This is a genomic window from Aquimarina discodermiae, assembly GCF_040786235.1.
Lineage (GTDB): Bacteria > Bacteroidota > Bacteroidia > Flavobacteriales > Flavobacteriaceae > Aquimarina.
The window spans coordinates 1-17912 of the sequence record NZ_JBFMKP010000018.1 but is presented as its reverse complement, the minus strand read 5'-3'; the positions used below and the strand labels follow the sequence as shown (position 1 = coordinate 17912).

Annotated in this window: 18 protein-coding genes and 1 rRNA gene; 11 read left to right on the top strand and 8 right to left on the bottom strand. The window is 33.0% G+C overall.

Annotation, left to right across the window (positions count from 1 at the left end; all coding sequences use genetic code 11):
- Positions 1 to 42: 42 nt before the first annotated feature.
- Genes ABW636_RS12735 through ABW636_RS12725 form a run of 3 tightly spaced genes read right to left on the bottom strand, consistent with a single transcriptional unit; the run spans position 43 to position 2397 of the window.
- Positions 43 to 270 carry an LPXTG cell wall anchor domain-containing protein gene (locus tag ABW636_RS12735; protein WP_367590406.1) on the bottom strand — a complete coding sequence of 76 codons (228 nt, stop codon included), beginning with the start codon at positions 268 to 270 and terminating at the stop codon, positions 43 to 45.
- Positions 267 to 1661, bottom strand: coding sequence for a radical SAM protein (locus tag ABW636_RS12730; RefSeq protein ID WP_367590405.1), 1395 nt, complete (start codon positions 1659 to 1661; stop codon positions 267 to 269). The genes ABW636_RS12735 and ABW636_RS12730 overlap by 4 nt, the downstream gene beginning before the upstream one ends.
- Positions 1633 to 2397: a prolipoprotein diacylglyceryl transferase family protein gene (locus ABW636_RS12725; protein ID WP_367590404.1), complete on the bottom strand. Its 765-nt coding sequence runs from the start codon at positions 2395 to 2397 to the stop codon at positions 1633 to 1635. Before ABW636_RS12725 ends, ABW636_RS12730 begins: the two co-directional genes overlap by 29 nt.
- A 281-nt stretch (positions 2398 to 2678) precedes the next feature.
- On the opposite strand from ABW636_RS12725, the gene ABW636_RS12720 reads away from it, so the two are divergent.
- Positions 2679 to 3884 carry a hypothetical protein gene (locus ABW636_RS12720; RefSeq protein WP_367590403.1) on the top strand — a complete coding sequence of 402 codons (1206 nt, stop codon included), beginning with the start codon at positions 2679 to 2681 and terminating at the stop codon, positions 3882 to 3884.
- A 273-nt stretch (positions 3885 to 4157) separates the two neighbouring features.
- Positions 4158 to 4406: a hypothetical protein gene (locus ABW636_RS12715; protein WP_367590402.1), complete on the top strand. Its 249-nt coding sequence runs from the start codon at positions 4158 to 4160 to the stop codon at positions 4404 to 4406.
- A gap of 100 nt (positions 4407 to 4506) precedes the next feature.
- Here the strand turns inward: ABW636_RS12715 and ABW636_RS12710 are convergent, their stop codons facing one another.
- Positions 4507 to 6354, bottom strand: a complete 1848-nt coding sequence (locus ABW636_RS12710; RefSeq protein WP_367590401.1) for a SulP family inorganic anion transporter — start codon at positions 6352 to 6354, stop codon at positions 4507 to 4509.
- Between the two features lie 136 nt (positions 6355 to 6490).
- Between ABW636_RS12710 and ABW636_RS12705 the strand changes: the two genes are divergently transcribed.
- Complete coding sequence (locus tag ABW636_RS12705; RefSeq protein WP_367590399.1) at positions 6491 to 8236, top strand: M14 family metallopeptidase; 1746 nt, start codon at positions 6491 to 6493, stop codon at positions 8234 to 8236.
- A 165-nt stretch (positions 8237 to 8401) separates the two neighbouring features.
- On the opposite strand, the gene ABW636_RS12700 is transcribed toward ABW636_RS12705, so the two are convergent.
- On the bottom strand, positions 8402 to 9631 hold the full coding sequence (locus tag ABW636_RS12700) for a glycoside hydrolase family 18 protein (RefSeq protein WP_367590398.1): 1230 nt from the start codon (positions 9629 to 9631) through the stop codon (positions 8402 to 8404).
- A 57-nt stretch (positions 9632 to 9688) separates the two neighbouring features.
- Positions 9689 to 10297: an NUDIX hydrolase gene (locus ABW636_RS12695; RefSeq protein WP_367590397.1), complete on the bottom strand. Its 609-nt coding sequence runs from the start codon at positions 10295 to 10297 to the stop codon at positions 9689 to 9691.
- Between the two features lie 8 nt (positions 10298 to 10305).
- Here ABW636_RS12695 and pyrE point away from each other — a divergent pair, with 8 nt between their 5' ends.
- Positions 10306 to 10947: an orotate phosphoribosyltransferase gene (gene pyrE, locus ABW636_RS12690; protein WP_367590396.1), complete on the top strand. Its 642-nt coding sequence runs from the start codon at positions 10306 to 10308 to the stop codon at positions 10945 to 10947.
- A 10-nt stretch (positions 10948 to 10957) separates the two neighbouring features.
- Positions 10958 to 11350: an SRPBCC family protein gene (locus ABW636_RS12685; protein ID WP_367590395.1), complete on the top strand. Its 393-nt coding sequence runs from the start codon at positions 10958 to 10960 to the stop codon at positions 11348 to 11350.
- Here the strand turns inward: ABW636_RS12685 and ABW636_RS12680 are convergent, their stop codons facing one another.
- Positions 11351 to 12082, bottom strand: a complete 732-nt coding sequence (locus ABW636_RS12680; protein ID WP_367590394.1) for a biotin--[acetyl-CoA-carboxylase] ligase — start codon at positions 12080 to 12082, stop codon at positions 11351 to 11353. It abuts the gene before it with no gap.
- A gap of 90 nt (positions 12083 to 12172) precedes the next feature.
- On the opposite strand from ABW636_RS12680, the gene rsfS reads away from it, so the two are divergent.
- The 6 genes from rsfS to ABW636_RS12650 all read left to right on the top strand — a co-directional run bounded on the left by rsfS (position 12173) and on the right by ABW636_RS12650 (position 17075).
- Positions 12173 to 12544 carry a ribosome silencing factor gene (rsfS, locus tag ABW636_RS12675; RefSeq protein ID WP_367590393.1) on the top strand — a complete coding sequence of 124 codons (372 nt, stop codon included), beginning with the start codon at positions 12173 to 12175 and terminating at the stop codon, positions 12542 to 12544.
- Between the two features lie 15 nt (positions 12545 to 12559).
- Entirely contained in the window at positions 12560 to 14512 is a 1953-nt protein-coding gene (gene ftsH / locus ABW636_RS12670; RefSeq protein WP_367590392.1) for an ATP-dependent zinc metalloprotease FtsH, read from the top strand.
- A 116-nt stretch (positions 14513 to 14628) separates the two neighbouring features.
- Entirely contained in the window at positions 14629 to 15240 is a 612-nt protein-coding gene (locus ABW636_RS12665; protein ID WP_367590391.1) for an LUD domain-containing protein, read from the top strand.
- 1 nt (position 15241) lies between these two features.
- Positions 15242 to 16051, top strand: a complete 810-nt coding sequence (locus ABW636_RS12660; protein ID WP_367590390.1) for a phosphatidate cytidylyltransferase — start codon at positions 15242 to 15244, stop codon at positions 16049 to 16051.
- The gene (locus ABW636_RS12655; RefSeq protein WP_367590389.1) at positions 16041 to 16688 is read left to right on the top strand and encodes a phosphatidylserine decarboxylase family protein; all 648 of its coding nucleotides are present in this window, start codon (positions 16041 to 16043) and stop codon (positions 16686 to 16688) included. Before ABW636_RS12660 ends, ABW636_RS12655 begins: the two co-directional genes overlap by 11 nt.
- Positions 16689 to 16805: 117 nt before the next feature.
- On the top strand, positions 16806 to 17075 hold the full coding sequence (locus tag ABW636_RS12650) for an acyl-CoA-binding protein (protein ID WP_367590388.1): 270 nt from the start codon (positions 16806 to 16808) through the stop codon (positions 17073 to 17075).
- Positions 17076 to 17606: 531 nt separating this feature from the next.
- Here ABW636_RS12650 and rrf read toward each other — a convergent pair.
- Positions 17607 to 17714, bottom strand: a 5S ribosomal RNA gene (gene rrf / locus ABW636_RS12645).
- Positions 17715 to 17912: the final 198 nt, after the last annotated feature.

Genomic DNA, 17912 nt, shown 5'->3' with positions numbered 1-17912 from the left:
ACAGTATGTTTGTATACCTGTTGCAGTATATCAGGACCTAAATTAAAACCCAGACATCAACGCTCCACATATCCCCAACCCAACCACTAGGTAAACCCCAGAAAGTATAAAAAAAACCTTTGCTACTTTTTTCTTTTTCTTTCTATAAAGTATTCCACCTATTAACGCTAACAAAAGAGGAGGGCCAAACATGATCGCAATTATCATATATGCAATTATCTCATACCCGCCTCCTGATGTAGATTCTAAAAAAATACTATTTACAATCATATTATTTCTTTTCTTAATTTTTCAAGATAATCCTGTTTATCATCTCTATAAAACAAGTTCATTGTTTCAAAAGGGATAATTTTATAATCTTTATTTACAATGTGTACGCATGATTTTTTAATTGATCTTACATCAAAATTATAGGCATCTATAAATTGCATGATAATAATCCTGAATAAACTGTCGTATCCTAAATCTGGGGCATCTATTTCTGGCAAACAACACATTATAGATTTTAGGTTTTCTGAAGCAGTTTCTACAGAGTTTCCTGTACTAAACAATTCTAAAACCTTACCATGTAGTTCTTCATCTTGCTCATAAACGATCGTATTCTTTCCATTATCTAATAGATCTGCCGGGTTTATATACCTTGTAAGTGGTAATATCCCTTCTTTATTTTTTAACGCATACCCCATCACCAAAGCATCTGGATTACAGGGCACGGGAATTAGATCATCAGATTCAAAAACGGGAAATTGTTCTAAAATTTTCCTTCGCACTTCGGTCAAAGTAATGCGATCTGTCTTGGTATCAAAATCTTCTAAACGTCCTGCAATTTGAGTGGGTTGAAATGTAACACCTCTTACACATTTTTGCTGCGTCGCGAATGTTAGCACCTCTCCTATTTTATGATCATTTAATCCTTTTGCCAACGTTACAACTAATGTAGTAGACAAATTAACAATGTTTAAATGCGTTATTGCCTGCTTTCTTACTTCTGTTAAATCCTCACCTCTTAATTTTGTCAATACCTCGGCATCCAAAGCATCAAATTGTAAATAGATCTCAAAATCGGGCATATAACTAGCCAAGCGCTCTGTAAACTTCAAATCCTTTGCAATTCTGACTCCATTTGTATTTACCATGAGGTGGCGAATCGGTAATGTTTTTGCATAATCCAAAATTTCAAAAAATTGAGGATGTATTGTTGGTTCTCCCCCACTAATCTGAACTACATCTGGTTCTTTTTCGTTTACAACAATCGTATCTAACATCTTTTTGATCTCATCTAGTGATCGGTGTCTACCATAATGAGGAGATGATGAAGCATAACATGTTGGACAAGTAAGATTGCAACGATCTGTAACTTCAATAATTGTTAAACAAGAATGTTGCTCATGGTCAGGGCACAAACCGCAATCATAAGGACATCCATAATCTGTTTCCATATTAAACTTATGCGGAAACTCTGATGGTTTGTTATAATTTCTAATATTTTTATAATAGTCGACATCATCTGCAATCAAAACTTTTGAGCGTCCATGCTCTGGACAACGCTTTAGCATAAACACCTTATCATCTTCAAAAACTATTTTGGCGTCTATTCTTTTAAGACATGTTGGACATAGACTTAATGTAAAATCATAATAGGTGTATGGTCTTGTAGGCATATATTATTTGTCTTCGAATGGTTCTTTGATAATAAACAAAGCATAAGATACATAAATACTGAATACTACTAAGCTCCAGCATAAAAAATGTATTAGGTTTTAGAAATTCTATACAAAACCGGAACATAAAATAAGAGATCATAAAGTATTTAAACAAATAACCATCTATCGGTTTTAGTTTGATATGAACATATTTTAGAACGTACCATAGTACAATTAAAAACAGTACTTCGAATAATGCAAGTGGATATCGCATTATACCATCTCCCAGGTCCATCCCAAAAAAAGAATTAGTTTCTTTTCCATAAGTAAAATCATTTACACCAGACAAAAAACAACCGATTCTACCAATAATAATTCCTAAGATAATAGGAAAAGTAAACAAATCACCCGAAGATTGTTTTTCTTCTATAAGCTTCTTTGCCAATTCTACTCCCAATAAACCACCAAAAAGCCCTCCCATTATGGTTTTTGTAGTAAACAAATTGATAATTTGATCTGGGGTAAAAGATATGAATTGTGGTTGTTCTAAAAATCCAAAAACTCGAGATCCTAAAAAAGCTCCAAAAACAGCACCAATTATTATACTTAATCTATTGGTTGTTGAAATAAGATCCTTTGTATTTCTTCTTAAATACATATAATATCTAAATCCCGCAAAAAAAGCAACATACTCCAAAACCAAGTGAATATTGATTTCATATCCAAAAATTACAGGTTCGAAAGGAATACTCATATAATGTTATTCTGTTCATCAACGAAATATACATCTAAAATTGTGTCAAAAAACGCTAATGTTGAAAAAAAAAATAATTTTTATTCACTTTAAACAATATCCCTAAAGGGGAAATTTCTCTACTTTAACAGTATTTTACGCTTTTCGTCAATAATCCATTTTTAAAGCTGTAGGAAGAATCTTATATCTCTTATTTTCAAGGAGATACACTTAACAATTTAAACTATTTTGTATTCCTTTTTTTAGTAGATTTGCCTTCACAATTAACAAAATCAGTTATTATGAAAAACCGTTATTCATTGAAAACAAATTACTTTTTAACGTATTCACTTATTGCATTATTTTTGGTTTTCACTTCTTGTTCTAAAGAGGAAAACGAAATTATCAACGAAACAGAATCAACAGAAGTTGAAGCTATCGAAGAAGGAGACGAAACTGCTAGAGAAGAATTAAACTTTTTTGAAAATGATGGTTTAGATGCTTCACTTATTGAAGAAGGAATGCCTACTGAAGAGGAAGAGGTTCCAAAAGATGGAGTTGCTTCTAAAAGTGCTAGAAACTATCACTGTAACTATACATTGCTTAAACCAAAAGACGTTGACCCAACAGTTTGTGGTGATGCTACTGTACAACCATTATTAGTAGGTTCTTCTAAGAAAAAGGTAGGAAGAGTTACAATTGCTAATGATGAAGAGAATATATATATTACGGTTAAAGCTGGTAAGAATAAATATATAGCTAAAACGTATTTTTATATCGGAGAAAAACAAAACATTCCTTTTTACTCTAATGGATTTCCTAACCTTCGTAAGTTTAACTACAAAGCGTTCCCATATTATTTTGGAGGTGAGAAAAAAGCAACTTATGTAATTCCTTTATCTTCAATCAACTTAGATTGTTTTGAAATAGTAGCATATGCAAAGGTTTATGACGCGTATAGCAACTGTTACTACTCTGCATTTGCATATGATAAAGAAAGAACACAAGAATACTCTTACTCTTATTATACAGGATGTTATTACTTTGGTGATTGGGTAAGATCTTTTGAGTACTGCAAGCAAACTTGTGAGGTTCCATGCGTACAGGCTTATGGTTACCACGAGAAATGTGCTTTCTGCGAAAATGATGTATTAGGTACTTTCCTTGCCTATGTATTTATAGATAAAAAAGGGGAAGCAGGATTCGACGTAGAATTGATTACGAATCCGAACGGATGTGATGTATCTAATAGTCCAATAATTGGTCATGTAAACATTGCTTCTATAGAAAATACAAACAAGCTAAAAGTAGAATACCATGTAAACGAAGGATATTCTCTTTGTAACGTTGACTTTAGCTACGGAACTAGTACTTCTAATGTAAATACTAGTGAAAATGTTTCTGCATCATTCGAAAATCCTGTATCTACTTACAGTTTCGAATTCGAAAAGCTTTCTGGTGCGAATATCTACATGGATATCCAAGCAGAGGTTTCTGAGAACAACTAAACAAAACTTATAGAATATAAGTATATATTCTAAAAACATTGTCAATATACGAGCGGGGCTAAGATGATATCTTAGCCCCGTTTTTATTTAATCAAACTTCGTCAAAATATGATATTGAAATAAATAATCAAACACCCTATTATTTAGTAAATTTCTCAGTTAATCTTTTTCGCATAACTATTCATTGTATACCACCTACAGGTAAAACATTATTAATCATATTAGCTAGCAAACAGTACCAAAAACATATTAAATCATCTAGGATATAAAGTCTTGCCCGATGAATCGCTAATTAATCAATTTGGGTATTATTTTATTTATAGAGATGATGAGCTTCAAAAAACTCATGCTATGTTTGATTTCAACCTTAAGAACACCTCAAAAGTGCCAACGTATATGATTCTATGGGAGATTACTATAAAGCCCAATCAAACACTAGTAAAGCTATTGAATATTTTAAAAAAGCATATGGAATTGAGAAGAATCCAAAACAAAAGAAAAGCTAAGGAAATTAATGACTAATAAAAACTAATACAAAGGATATAAAAAACGTAACCTATAGTTCTTGTTGTTGTACTGATAACAAGAGCTATAGGTTTCATTTTAAGTTATAAGAAAAATTCTACTTCATCGCCTTAGCCATCACGTGATACCTTGGATCATCAATATCGTGCTCTATAACACTAGCTAATCTTGGAGAAGCTTTGATCATTAATGCCTGACACTCTTCGCTTAGGTGTTTAACTTTTACTTTTTTACCCGCTTCTTCGTATTTTCCAACCAAATTAAACACGGCTTCGAGTGCAGAATGGTCACTTACTCGAGATTCTATAAAATCAATCTCTACATTTTCAGGATCATTAGCCACATCAAACTTACTATTAAATGCTTGTATGCTTCCAAAGAAAAGTGGTCCCCATATCTCATACACCTTGGTTCCATCTTCTTTTATATGTTTTCTGGCTCTAATCTTTTTTGCATTCTCCCAGGCAAAAGCTAATGCAGACATAATTACTCCGGCAATTACCGCTACAGCCAAATCAAAAAATACGGTAAGTGAAGAAACAGCTATTAACACAATAGCATCAGTAAGTGGTATTTTATTCAGTATTCTAAAACTAGACCAAGCAAAAGTACCAATAACCACCATAAACATGACTCCTACAAGAGCCGCAATAGGTACTTGCTCTATTAATCCAGATGCGAATAAAATAAACATGAGTAACGTTACAGCTGCCACGATACCCGAAAGTCTTGTTCGCCCTCCTCCTTTTATATTTATAATTGATTGCCCAATCATGGCACATCCTCCCATACCTCCAAAAAGTCCTGTAACAATATTAGCACCTCCCTGTGCGAGACATTCTCTATTAGAATTACCACGGGTTTCTGTTAATTCGTCTATTAGATTTAAAGTCATCAAAGATTCTATTAATCCTATGGCAGCAAGTATCAATGCGTAAGGGCCAATAAATCTAAAAGTTTCCCAGGTCATAGGCACTTTATTAAAAATATCAAACTGAAATTGAGGGAGACCTCCTTTAAGTCCTTCTCCTCCTCCATCTCGAATAAAACTACCCACAGTAGCGACATCTAGTTTTCCTAAAATTACGATAGCAGAAACAACTACGATTCCTATCAATGCTTCTGGTAATTTTGAGGTAACTTTTAATTTTGGGAGCCCCCACATAATTAACATCGTAAGTAAAACTAACCCCAACATGAGTAATAACTGCTCAACGGGTATCCAGGAAGTAACTTTTCCTTTCTTTTTGATACTATAGATGATATTATCTTTAATATTATATGTTACTTCTTTTGTTTCCAAATCAAATACTTGTCCATCATGCACCATGTACTTCCCTTCATTAGTAACAAGATCTTCTAACCGATTACCGCTATATGCAAATAACGTTTGCTGTGATACTAGGTCATAAACAATCCCGTCTTCTCTAATTTCGAATTTTTTATCTAGAGATTCTGTTTTATAGGTATCATTTCCAAAAATATCTTTTTTGGTTTCTTTAAACATTCCTAGTTGCGAAAGAAAAATTACAATTGCCAAGCCGTTTACAAATCCCATCATCACAGGATGCGGAATCAAACGTACGAATTTACCTAGTTTAAACACTCCTGCCAGCACTTGGATTATCCCCATCAGAATCACTGTAGCAAACAAATAGTACAGCCCTAATTCTTCTCCAGGTTTTCCCATTGCGTTTCCTTCTGCTACCAAACTCACCATTACAACCGCCAATGCTCCTGTTGCTCCTGATATCATCCCCGGTCTACCTCCAAAAACAGAGGTAATCAATCCTATCATAAATGCAGCATATAATCCTACCAAAGGGTCAACGCCTGCTACAAATGCAAAAGCTACTGCTTCTGGGACCAAAGCCAATGCCACTGTTAATCCAGATAAAATATCATTTTTGGCATTAGCAACTCTTTTACGTACAAACTCTGTCATAATTAAGGTATTTTGAAGCTGCAAAAATAAGCTTATTTTATGGTGCAGCAAATAAACTTTATCCCTTCTTATGAAATTAAAAACCTAAAATAGAATTGTCAAAATCTTAGTACCTTTAAGCTCACATATTTCATCTATGCAAAAAATCATTTTATTATTAGCGCTTTTAACACTTTTATCTTGTAACACATCTACAAAACAAACAGGTATAAAATATGATTTTACAACACAATTTGAAAAAAGTAATCAAACAGAAACACCACCGTACACAGAGGTAATAGATTTTTATAAAAACCTTGCAGAAGTCTATCCATCAATTATCATTAAAGAGATGGGAGAGACCGATAGCGATCACCCTCTACAAATAGTCACCTTTAACCCTGATCAAATATTTGATTTTGCCTCTGTTCGACAAACCAAAAGAATCTTGTTGATTAATAATGGTATTCACCCAGGAGAAAGTGATGGCATTGACGCTACCATGTTACTTTTTAGAGACATTGCTCAAGGTAAAATTAAAGCACCTCAAAACACCGTTCTTGTCACAATTCCTATCTATAATATTGGGGGAGCACTACAAAGAAACACTACTACTCGAGCCAATCAGAATGGCCCCAAAGTTTATGGTTTTAGAGGAAATTCTAGAAATTATGACTTAAATCGTGATTTTATAAAAGGGGATACTAAAAACTCACAAACCTTTGCTAAAATTTTTCATACCGTACAACCCGATGTATTTATTGACAATCATGTAAGTAATGGTGCAGATTATCAATATGTACTTACCCATTTATTTACACAGCATAATAAATTAAATGGAGAATTAGGAACTTATTTACTCGAAGAATTACAACCACAGTTAGAGAAATCTTTAGAATCAAAAAAATGGGATATCACTCCCTATGTAAATGTATGGGGAACAACTCCTGATAAAGGGTGGTCACAATTTATGGATTCTCCGAGATACTCAACTGGGTATACAACGCTTTGGAATACTCTGGGAATGATGGTAGAAACCCATATGTTAAAACCCTACGGATCACGAGTAGAAGGAACCTACGAACTTATGAAGTCTATGATAGACATTACAGAAAAAGATGGTTCTAAAATTCGGTCTTTGCGAAAAAAAGCTTTTGCTATGCAAAAAAAGCAATCAACATATCCAGTACGTTGGAAAAAAGATACCTCTAGAGTTACTAAATTTAATTTTAAAGGATTTGAAGGAAACTTTATTGACAGTAAAATTACAGGTGCCAAGCGATTAAAATACAATCAAAACAAGCCTTATACCAAAGAGGTAAACTATCATAACTTTTTTGTCCCTTCTAAAGAAATAAAGATCCCCGAAGCATATATTATACCTGCAGGGTGGTGGAATATCGTTGATCTACTAAAGTTAAATCAAATCGAATTATTTCCTTTAAAAAAAGACTCTACTATCACTGTTGAAACTTATCATATCAAAGATTACAAAAGTCGTAAAACTCCTTTTGAAGGTCATTATCTTCACTATGAAACTTCGGTAAGAAAAAGTATCAGTTCTATTAGATTTAAAAAAGGAGATTTTATCGTCCCCGTCCATCAATATGGGTTTCGTTATATTATAGAGACCTTAGAGCCTGAAGCAACCGATTCTTTTTTTAACTGGAATTTCTTCGACACTATACTACAGCAAAAAGAAGGGTTTTCTCCTTATGTATGGGAAGACAAGGCCTCTGAACTGTTAGCTAAAAATGATCAGCTAAAAACAGAATTTGAGGAGAAGAAAAAAGATACTGCTTTTTCTAATAATTGGTATGCCCAATTAGATTGGTTATACAAACGATCAGAACATTATGAAGAATCGCATATGAGATATCCAGTTTATCGAATTTTAAAATAAGTTTTATACCATTTATATTTTGAATTTATTGGAAAAGAAAATTAAGATTTTTTTGTTTCAGCGAAGAAGAAAAATCAAGCATAGCAGGGCTACGGTTTATTTTTATTATGAAACTGAGGTGAAAAAAGAACATTTTATTCCGGTAGATTTAAAGTGTAAATGGTATTACTTTACTTCACCAAACTTATCCGCCAGTAACTCCCATAACTCAGAATGTCCATGATCATATCCTAATGCCCAAATTCCTATACCAGCCAATTTTTTTTTCTTTACCCAATCATATTTGTGAGATAATGAGAGGCTATCATCAAACCATACTTGTTTAAATATTCCATTATTTTGGTTACTAATATATCGGGTAGTGCTTATACTATCAAACCTCAAGTTATGAGTCGTACCAATTTGTTCCTGTATTTTGCTATACGAATCATGTGCTAAAAACTTTTTCACATTACCAGGTATTGACGCATTTTCGGTTTGCCATTTATCTCCATAGTATGGTAAACCAACAATTAATTTATCTTCTGTAACACCCTCTTTCAAATAATAATCAACAGAATGTTCTACACTATACACCCCCCATTTCTCACTACTATACAGCGGAGAAACTGGCCCTGCATTTTTGCTAAAACTACCATAATAATCATACCCCATCAACGTATAAAAATCTATAAAAGGATCAATCGCTCTTATATCAAATACTTTATGATAATCTACCGCATACAAAGCCAGAGAAATCATATAATCAGGATTCTCTTTACGTAATCTTTTTGATAGTAAAATGATAAAATCACTAAACTCGGCTCTATTTTTTGAAGAAACTCCCTCAAAATCCAGATTTATACCATCTGCTTTTCTATACTGTAACAATGAACTTAAACTATCTGCCAATACCTTTTGTGCTTTGGGGTTTTTCAAAAAAATTCCATTTCTCTTTGCTCCAAAATTCGAAACCGTAAGAAACACTTTACAGTTCTTTGCTTTGGCACTATCTACTAGTGCCGTGGTTTTCCATTGATGAATATTATCATAACTTCCTGTTTCTGCATTCACCAAATATGAAAAATAAGCTACCCCCCAAAGAAGCGAAAAATTATAGCTTTTATATGCAGATCCCTTAGAATACAAATGCCAACCAAAAGTTTTATAGTCCTGACTCACCTTATGCTTCAAAGCTGGTATGCTATGAGCACTGATTTTATTTAGGCTATCCCATTCTTTTTCTGAACTAAATTTGTAGTGTTCAAATAACTTATGATGTTCATAATTAGGCCCTGTATAATTAGGAATGGTGGGTATCTCTTTTTGTTTTGTAGCACTCTTTTTCTTTGTATTACTACATGATACCATAAGCACAACAATAATCGGTAAGGTCAAAAAGTAATTAATCTTCATAGAAAAGTTGGTTTTAAAGAGTATAAAAATCAAATAGTTGGTTATTTGATTGGTATCTTATGATAAATAATCATGAGAAAACAATTGTTTTATGTTGGCATAAGAATCTTGCAATGCCTTTTTCACTTTTTTCTTGTCTTTCCACTTTACTTTGGTAATTCCTTCATCTGTTTGAGGTATTAGCTCTCCATCATATTCCGTTTTCATTTCAAACCAATAGGTAACTTTCAAACGAAATTCTCGATTTCTTTTAAAGACATGATAACTTCTATATAAAAACTTAGTGATTTTTAAACCTGTTACTCCTGTTTCTTCTTCAACCTCTCTTATCGCAGCAGTCTCCATATCCTCTTTTTTTTCTGCTTTTCCTTTCGGAAGATCCCATTTTCCATTTCGTCGTATAAACAGAATCTCATTTTTAGGGTTATAAACCTTCCCACCTCCTGCGATAACCACTGGTAACTTTGAATATAACAACTTCATTAATCGATCTTCACTCTTATGATACAAATGATATTTTGCTTCCTCTCCAGCCTCCTCTTTGCTCAAAATATCTCTTATAACATTTGGAAAATCAACATCTTTTATAAAAATGGTTTCATACCCTTCTATCGTCTTTTTTGTCGATAGAATAATAGGTGTATTATTCACAAAAACTTTATACATTTGCAACTATGATTTTTGATAAAAATACGGCAAAAAAAACCGCTGAGTTATTGTTGCAAATTAATGCAATTAAATTACAACCACAAGAACCTTTTACATGGGCTTCTGGATGGAAATCTCCTATCTATTGTGATAACCGAATTACCCTTTCTTATCCAGAAACCAGAAAATATTTAAGCAGTAATCTTGCAAAATTTATTGTTGAAAAATACGGTAAGCCTGATGTAATCGCAGGAGTAGCTACAGGTGCAATTGGTATAGGGATGTTGGTTGCAGAAGAACTTGATCTACCCTTTATATATGTTAGGCCAGAAGCAAAAAAACATGGGCGAAAGAATCAAATAGAAGGAATCGTTCCTACTCATAAAAATGTATTGGTTGTCGAGGACTTAATTAGTACAGGAAAAAGTAGTCTTAATGCTGTAAAAGCTTTACAAGAAGATCATGCCAATGTACTTGGGATGGTGGCAATATTTAATTATGGCTTTGCCGTGGCAACAGAAAACTTTGAAAAGGCAGCATTACCTTTACATACTTTAAGCAATTATGACAATTTGTTGGAGCAAGCTTCTGACACCAATTACATCTCAAAAGATCAACAACAAACACTACAAAGCTGGAGAGTAAATCCTGCAGAGTGGAATCAATAAAACAATTACCATGAACTTAGAAAGCCCTACTGTTACCGTAAACAAAACGTCTCAGGAAGTTTTTGATTTCTTAACTAAGGTTGAGAATTTTGAACAACTTATGCCAGACAGCAAACAAAAATTTGAAAAAATAAGTGATTCGCGTTTCTTATTTCAGTTAAAAGGAATGCCAGAGCTTGTATTAGATCAAAAAGACAGTACCAGTCCTTGTCAAGTTGTACTAGGAGCTGCGAGCGATAAACTTCCTTTCACACTTACTGCAGATATTGTTGATACAGAAGATGGAAAAAGTACTACCAAACTAACTTTTGAAGGACAGTTTAATGCAATGATGTCTATGATGATCAAAAGTCCTATTCAAAATTTCATAAATACGCTTTCAGAAAACATCGGTAAACTATAACTAATAAAGCAACTTAATTTCTTTTAATCCAAAGGTTTGCACAACTTCATCCTCTAATAATAGCTGAAGTTTTCCTTCTGGATTAACTCCTTTAATAATACCAACAAAAGATTCACCTTCTATATTCTCAAAAGTAGAAGGTTTATCTTTTCTAAATAAAATAGACTCATATTCGTTCTTTATTAGTTGATAGTTAGCAACTCTTAATTCAGAAAATCGCTTTTCTATTTTCTTTAGCAACAGATTAAATACCTCATTTACATCAAAATTTTTGCCTACTATCTTTTTTAATGACCCCGCCATAGGAAGTTGATCAAATTCAGTTTGGTTAACGTTCAATCCAATTCCTATTATAACTCCCACCAAACTGCCATTTTTAACAATATTTTCGATTAAAATACCGCATATTTTTTGTCGATCTGACAGAATGTCGTTTGGCCACTTTACAGATACTTTACTAACCATAAAATCTTTTAACACATCAAAAACAGCTAAAGAGGTCACCATAGAAATATAAAATTGATCAGAAAGAAGAATATCATCAACCCTCATAAACACACTGCACGTAAGGTTTTTGCCTGGGTCACTCTGCCAAATCGTACCCATTTGCCCTTTTCCACTTAACTGCTCATGTGCAATTACAGAAACTGGTTTCACAAGTTTTTGTACTCTATTCAGATCTTTTAAAAACCTATTTGTTGAGTCAATGGCATCAACTTTGATTATACGCATATATATAAGGTGTAAAAGTTTTACAATTGTCCGGCGAATTAAGACATAAAATCATAAAAAGTAATAACTTTACACAAATTAAAAAAATGCATGACTAAAAAAGAAATCGGTAACGATCAATTAATCACCCAAATATTAAAAGGTATCGAAGAAGTAAAAGGAAATGATATTAACATTTTAAATCTTCGCGACATTGATAATACAGTATGTAATTATTTTGTAATTTGTAATGGAACTTCTAATACACAAGTAAACGCAATCGTCAGCTCTATCCAAAAAACAGTAAGTAAAGAACTTAAAGACAAACCTTGGCATGTAGAAGGTAGCGAAAATGCAGAATGGGTATTAATTGATTATGTCCACGTTGTAGTGCATGTCTTTCAAAAACACATACGAGAATTCTATGATATAGAAGGACTATGGGGAGATGCTAAAACAACAGTTATCGAAACAAATTATTAATAAAGAATACCGTAAATGGCCAAAGAAAATAAAAAAACAGAACCGAATAAAAAACCAAAGTTTAGTGCATATTGGATTTATGCCATTATAATTATTGGTTTTTTTGCTTTAAATATGATAGGTGGAAATGGGTTTGGGTCTGCTCCCACTACTTCTCCTTCAGAATTTCAAACTTTTCTGAAAAATGGTGAAGTAGAAAAAGTAGTGATCATTAACCGCAGAAAAGCCAAAGTTTTTCTAACCCCAGAAGCGAAAGCATCTGACAAGCATAGAAAAAACAAAAACAAATCAATATTACCCACTAGCCCCAGCGATCCTGACTATCAATTTGAATTTGGAGATTTACAAAACTTTGAAAATCAAATAAATACAATCAAAGGAGAGAACGGCATTACTGCAAAAGTTAGTTATGATACAGAAAGTAATGTATGGGGTGAAATACTAGTTACCCTACTTCCTTTTGCCTTGATAATAGGGATTTGGATCTTTATTATGAGAAGAATGAGTGGTGGTGCCGGTGGAGGTGCCGGAGGTCAAATCTTTAATATAGGAAAATCAAAAGCCAAACTTTTTGATCAAAACACCGAAGTAAAAGTTTCTTTTGAAAATGTAGCTGGTTTAGAGGGAGCAAAAGAAGAAGTTCAGGAAATTGTTGATTTTCTTAAAAACCCAGAAAAATATACTTCTCTAGGAGGTAAAATACCTAAAGGAGCATTATTAGTAGGACCTCCTGGTACAGGAAAAACCTTGTTAGCCAAGGCCGTTGCTGGTGAAGCAAAAGTTCCTTTCTTTTCACTATCTGGATCTGATTTTGTTGAAATGTTTGTAGGAGTTGGTGCCTCTAGAGTAAGAGATTTATTTAAACAAGCTAAAGAAAAATCACCTGCCATTATCTTTATAGATGAGATTGATGCAGTAGGTAGAGCAAGAGGAAAAAGTAATTTTTCTGGCTCTAATGACGAAAGAGAAAATACTTTAAACCAATTATTAACAGAAATGGATGGTTTTGGCACCAATACAAACGTAATTGTAATTGCCGCTACAAACCGTGCCGATGTTCTTGATAAAGCATTACTGCGTGCCGGTCGTTTCGATCGTCAAATATATGTGGATTTACCAGATATTCGAGAGCGTAAAGAAATTTTCGACGTCCATTTAAAACCGTTAAAAAAGGTAGAAAACGAATTAGATACCGAGTTTATGGCAAAACAAACTCCTGGGTTTTCTGGAGCAGATATTGCCAACGTATGTAATGAAGCTGCATTAATTGCTGCAAGAAAAGGGAATAAAGCAGTAGGAAAACAAGATTTTCTAGATGCTGTGGATCGAATCGTAGGAGGATTAGAGAAAAAGAATAAAATTATTACACCAGAAGAAAAAAGAGCGATTGCTTTTCATGAGGCTGGTCATGCCACAGTAAGTTGGATGTTAGAGCATGCTGCTCCATTGGTTAAAGTTACTATTGTACCTAGAGGACAATCTCTGGGTGCTGCTTGGTACTTACCAGAAGAGCGATTAATTGTACGTCCTAACCAGATGCTCGACGAGATGTGTGCTGCTTTGGGTGGTCGAGCGGCAGAAAAAGTTATTTTTGATGAAATATCTACTGGAGCATTAAGTGATCTTGAAAAGGTAACAAAACAAGCAAGAGCAATGGTTACCATCTATGGATTAAATGACAAGGTTGGAAACCTAACTTATTATGATTCTTCTGGCCAAAGTGAATACAATTTCTCAAAGCCATATAGTGAACAAACTAGTGAACTAATTGACAAAGAAATTTCTAATATTATAGAAACACAATATCAAAGAGCAGTTGATCTGCTAGAACAGCATAAAGATAAACTTACAGAATTAGCAGAAGTACTTTTAGAAAAAGAAGTTATTTTTAAAGATAATCTGGAAAAAATATTTGGACAAAGGCCTTTTGGCAAAAAAGAAGAAGAAATCATTATTGATCCTTCTTAAATCCTATATTTTTTTCTAACAAATTGAAAAATCTTAACCTAACCCAACATTAGGTTAAGATTTTTTTTATCTTTGAAGTTAATGAAAAATTGTAATCCCCAATCATAATCTAAAAAATGAGTCTATTTAGAAGAATCTTTTCCTCAAAATCTAAATCAGACCAAAAGAGTAAGGAACGCGCAGACGACGATCGCAGTAAATATATGCCCGAAATTGATCTACCTATTGACGAAAGTTTTATGATCAATTTTAAAAGAAACGGAGGCAAATTTTTATACTGTGATACAGAAAATGAAGTTTTAGATTCTTTTGATAAAATCCTTATGGAAAATGATTGGTATGAAAAGGATGTATATTGCTTTGACGATACTCTTGAAACCAAATTTTCAGGTTTTAATTTAAATTATGTCAGAAGTTCATCTGCTTCATTTTTTTTCGGAACTTGTGAATACCTAATTGCCGATAGTGGTTCCATACTGGTATCCTCTAATCAGCTTAAAGAAAAAAAACTTACAGAATTACCAGACAACTTCATTATTATCGCTGCAACAAGTCAGTTAGTCAAAAGTATTGGAGAAGGCCTAAAAGGCATTAAAAGTAAAAACAAAAATGCAATTCCTTCTAACATCACTACTATTAAAAACTTTGAACCACAAAAAGAAAAGGATTTCTTAAGCTACGGAAGTAGTTCAAAAAATCTATATTTGCTGCTGCTCGAAGATTTATAATATGAAGGAATTACTCACAAGATCTCTATCGGGATTTTTATACGTTTTAATATTGTTGTTATCTATATTTGTTTCCAGATATACATATATAGGAGTATTCTTAATTTTTGGGTTATTATCAATTTATGAGTTTCAAAAATTGATTCACCTTAAAAACAAAAGGCTTTACATAATTTTTATTATTCTGCTGGCCTTACTATGTTTTTATCAAAAGGCATTATATTTTTATGTAATTCTACCTATTTTACTACTTACCATAGTTACAGAACTATTTCTTATTAAAGATTTAATTACTATCCGTATTATTCCCATGTTCGAAAAACGGAAATACTTTACCAGTATTTTTTATTTGATCACTTCTATTATATTTTTGATTTTAATTCCGAATTATTCTGGTGTTTATCAACCTTACATAATTGCAGGAGCATTTTTGATCACTTGGGTAAATGACAGTTTTGCTTATTTGGTGGGCAAAAACTTTGGAAAACACAAATTATTAGAGCGAATATCACCCAAAAAAACGATCGAAGGTTTTGTAGGAGGGTTTATATTCTCATTACTTGCAGGATACCTAATTGCTATCTTTTCTAATACATTATCTATTAACATTTGGTTGATTATAAGTATTATTATGAGTATTTTTGGTACACTTGGCGATCTTATACAATCTAAGTTCAAAAGACAAGCAGGAGTAAAGGATAGCGGCACTATTATGCCAGGTCATGGAGGGATATATGACAGACTTGACAGTGTGATATTCGCCAGTCCATTTTTATACGCATTTTTACAAATATTAAAGCATGTTTCATAAAGAAGGTTATAAAATAATATCTATAGCATTTGTACTATTTCTAGGCATCAATGTAGCCTCGTATGTGGCAATTCAAAATAATGAGTGGCAAATTGCCATTCTATCGCTCACTCTGGTACTTCTTATTCTAATATTACAGTTTTTTAGAAACCCCAAAAGACATACCGAATTAAACGATAAAACTATTGTAGCTCCTGTTGATGGTAAAGTGGTCGTAATAGAAGAAGTTTATGAAAAAGAGTACTTTAAAGATAAAAGATTACAGGTTTCTGTTTTTATGTCTCCTATCAATGTACATGTAACACGCCATCCTATTAACGGAAAAGTTGCTTTTAGTAAATATCACCCTGGTAAATATCTGGTAGCATGGCATCCAAAAGCATCCGAAGAGAACGAAAGAACAACTGTTGTTGTTAAAAATGACAATACAGAGATATTATATCGCCAAATAGCTGGAGCACTTGCAAAAAGAATTGTAAATTATGCAGAAGAAGGGCAAGAAGTGATTCAGGGTTCTGATAGCGGTTTTATAAAGTTTGGTTCAAGAGTAGATGTATACCTACCATTAGGAACCAAAATAGATGTTGCCTTAGATCAAAAAGTTAAAGGAGGAGAAAGTATTATTGCGTTGCTTTAAACAATCTCAATAAAATCCTATTGCTATAATATGTTTTATGTTAATCAAAGAATTACTCTATCAATCCTTTAGAAAACTCTAAACAATTGATTTATAAAAAGAGTAAACCTACTGAACATGACCGAAGAAGAATTAAATATTGCCTTTGATAACGCCTATGAGCGTGCATGCAATACAAAAATACAATTGCCACCTGATCTTATGCTTCATTTTTATGCCTATTATAAGCAAGCGACTCATATAGAAGGTTTCTACACTCCATCTGGCAATAGCCAACTTAGAAATGCCTTTAAGCTTAATGCACTTTTTCAAGTCAAAAATTTAAGTCGCAAAGAAGCAAAATTGAAATATATAGAATTAGTAGAAAAGTATATTACGGATATATAACACAATCATTTTAAGAATTACTCTTTCCTCCCTAATCTATACATAATTGACCAAACAATAATAACTTGTTTCTCTGTTGTATCTAAACCAGAGAACTTGATATACATGTTCCTATTATTGCTTTGAGTGCTACAGACACCTCAGAAGCCATTGCTACGATCCTAAAGCCTAATTCTGGTTTTAATGACTTTATGATAAAGCTCTATAAAAACGAGGAGTTCTTTACTAAAGTAGAAACATATCAGAGAAAATATCATCGCTAAGGCTTCTTAAAAAGCCTGTAGAACACTTTTAAAGGAGTTATAGCAAATTAATTACACAAAATGCGACGTATTCAAACTCGTTCATTTTCTTATTCATAGTTTCTCTGTATAGTAAGTTACGTAATCTTAAGAAAACATAAACAAGCGTTAAAGAAATTTACGCATATAGATTAGAAGGTAATTTAAACCATAGGAAGTCTAATTTAAAATTGTTACGTTTAAATCTTGAGCATAAAAAAAGCCCTCATCTATTAGATGAGGGCTTCAAGGAAGGCGGCGACCTACTCTCCCACGAGTGTAGTACCATCGGCGCTAACGGGCTTAACTGCTCTGTTCGGAATGGTAAGAGGTGAGCCCCGTTGCTATAACCACCTTAAATCGTGTGTTACAGGTTTTGATTATATCAATAATCACAACAGGCAACTAATAAGTTAACATATTGATTTAAAAACAATACAACATAAAGAGAAACTAAATAGCTTACTAAAGCAATTTACGACCCCGACAGTTACCCATCGGGGTGTGCGCATAAGCCTATGGGTTATTAGTACTACTCGGCTATGACATTACTGCC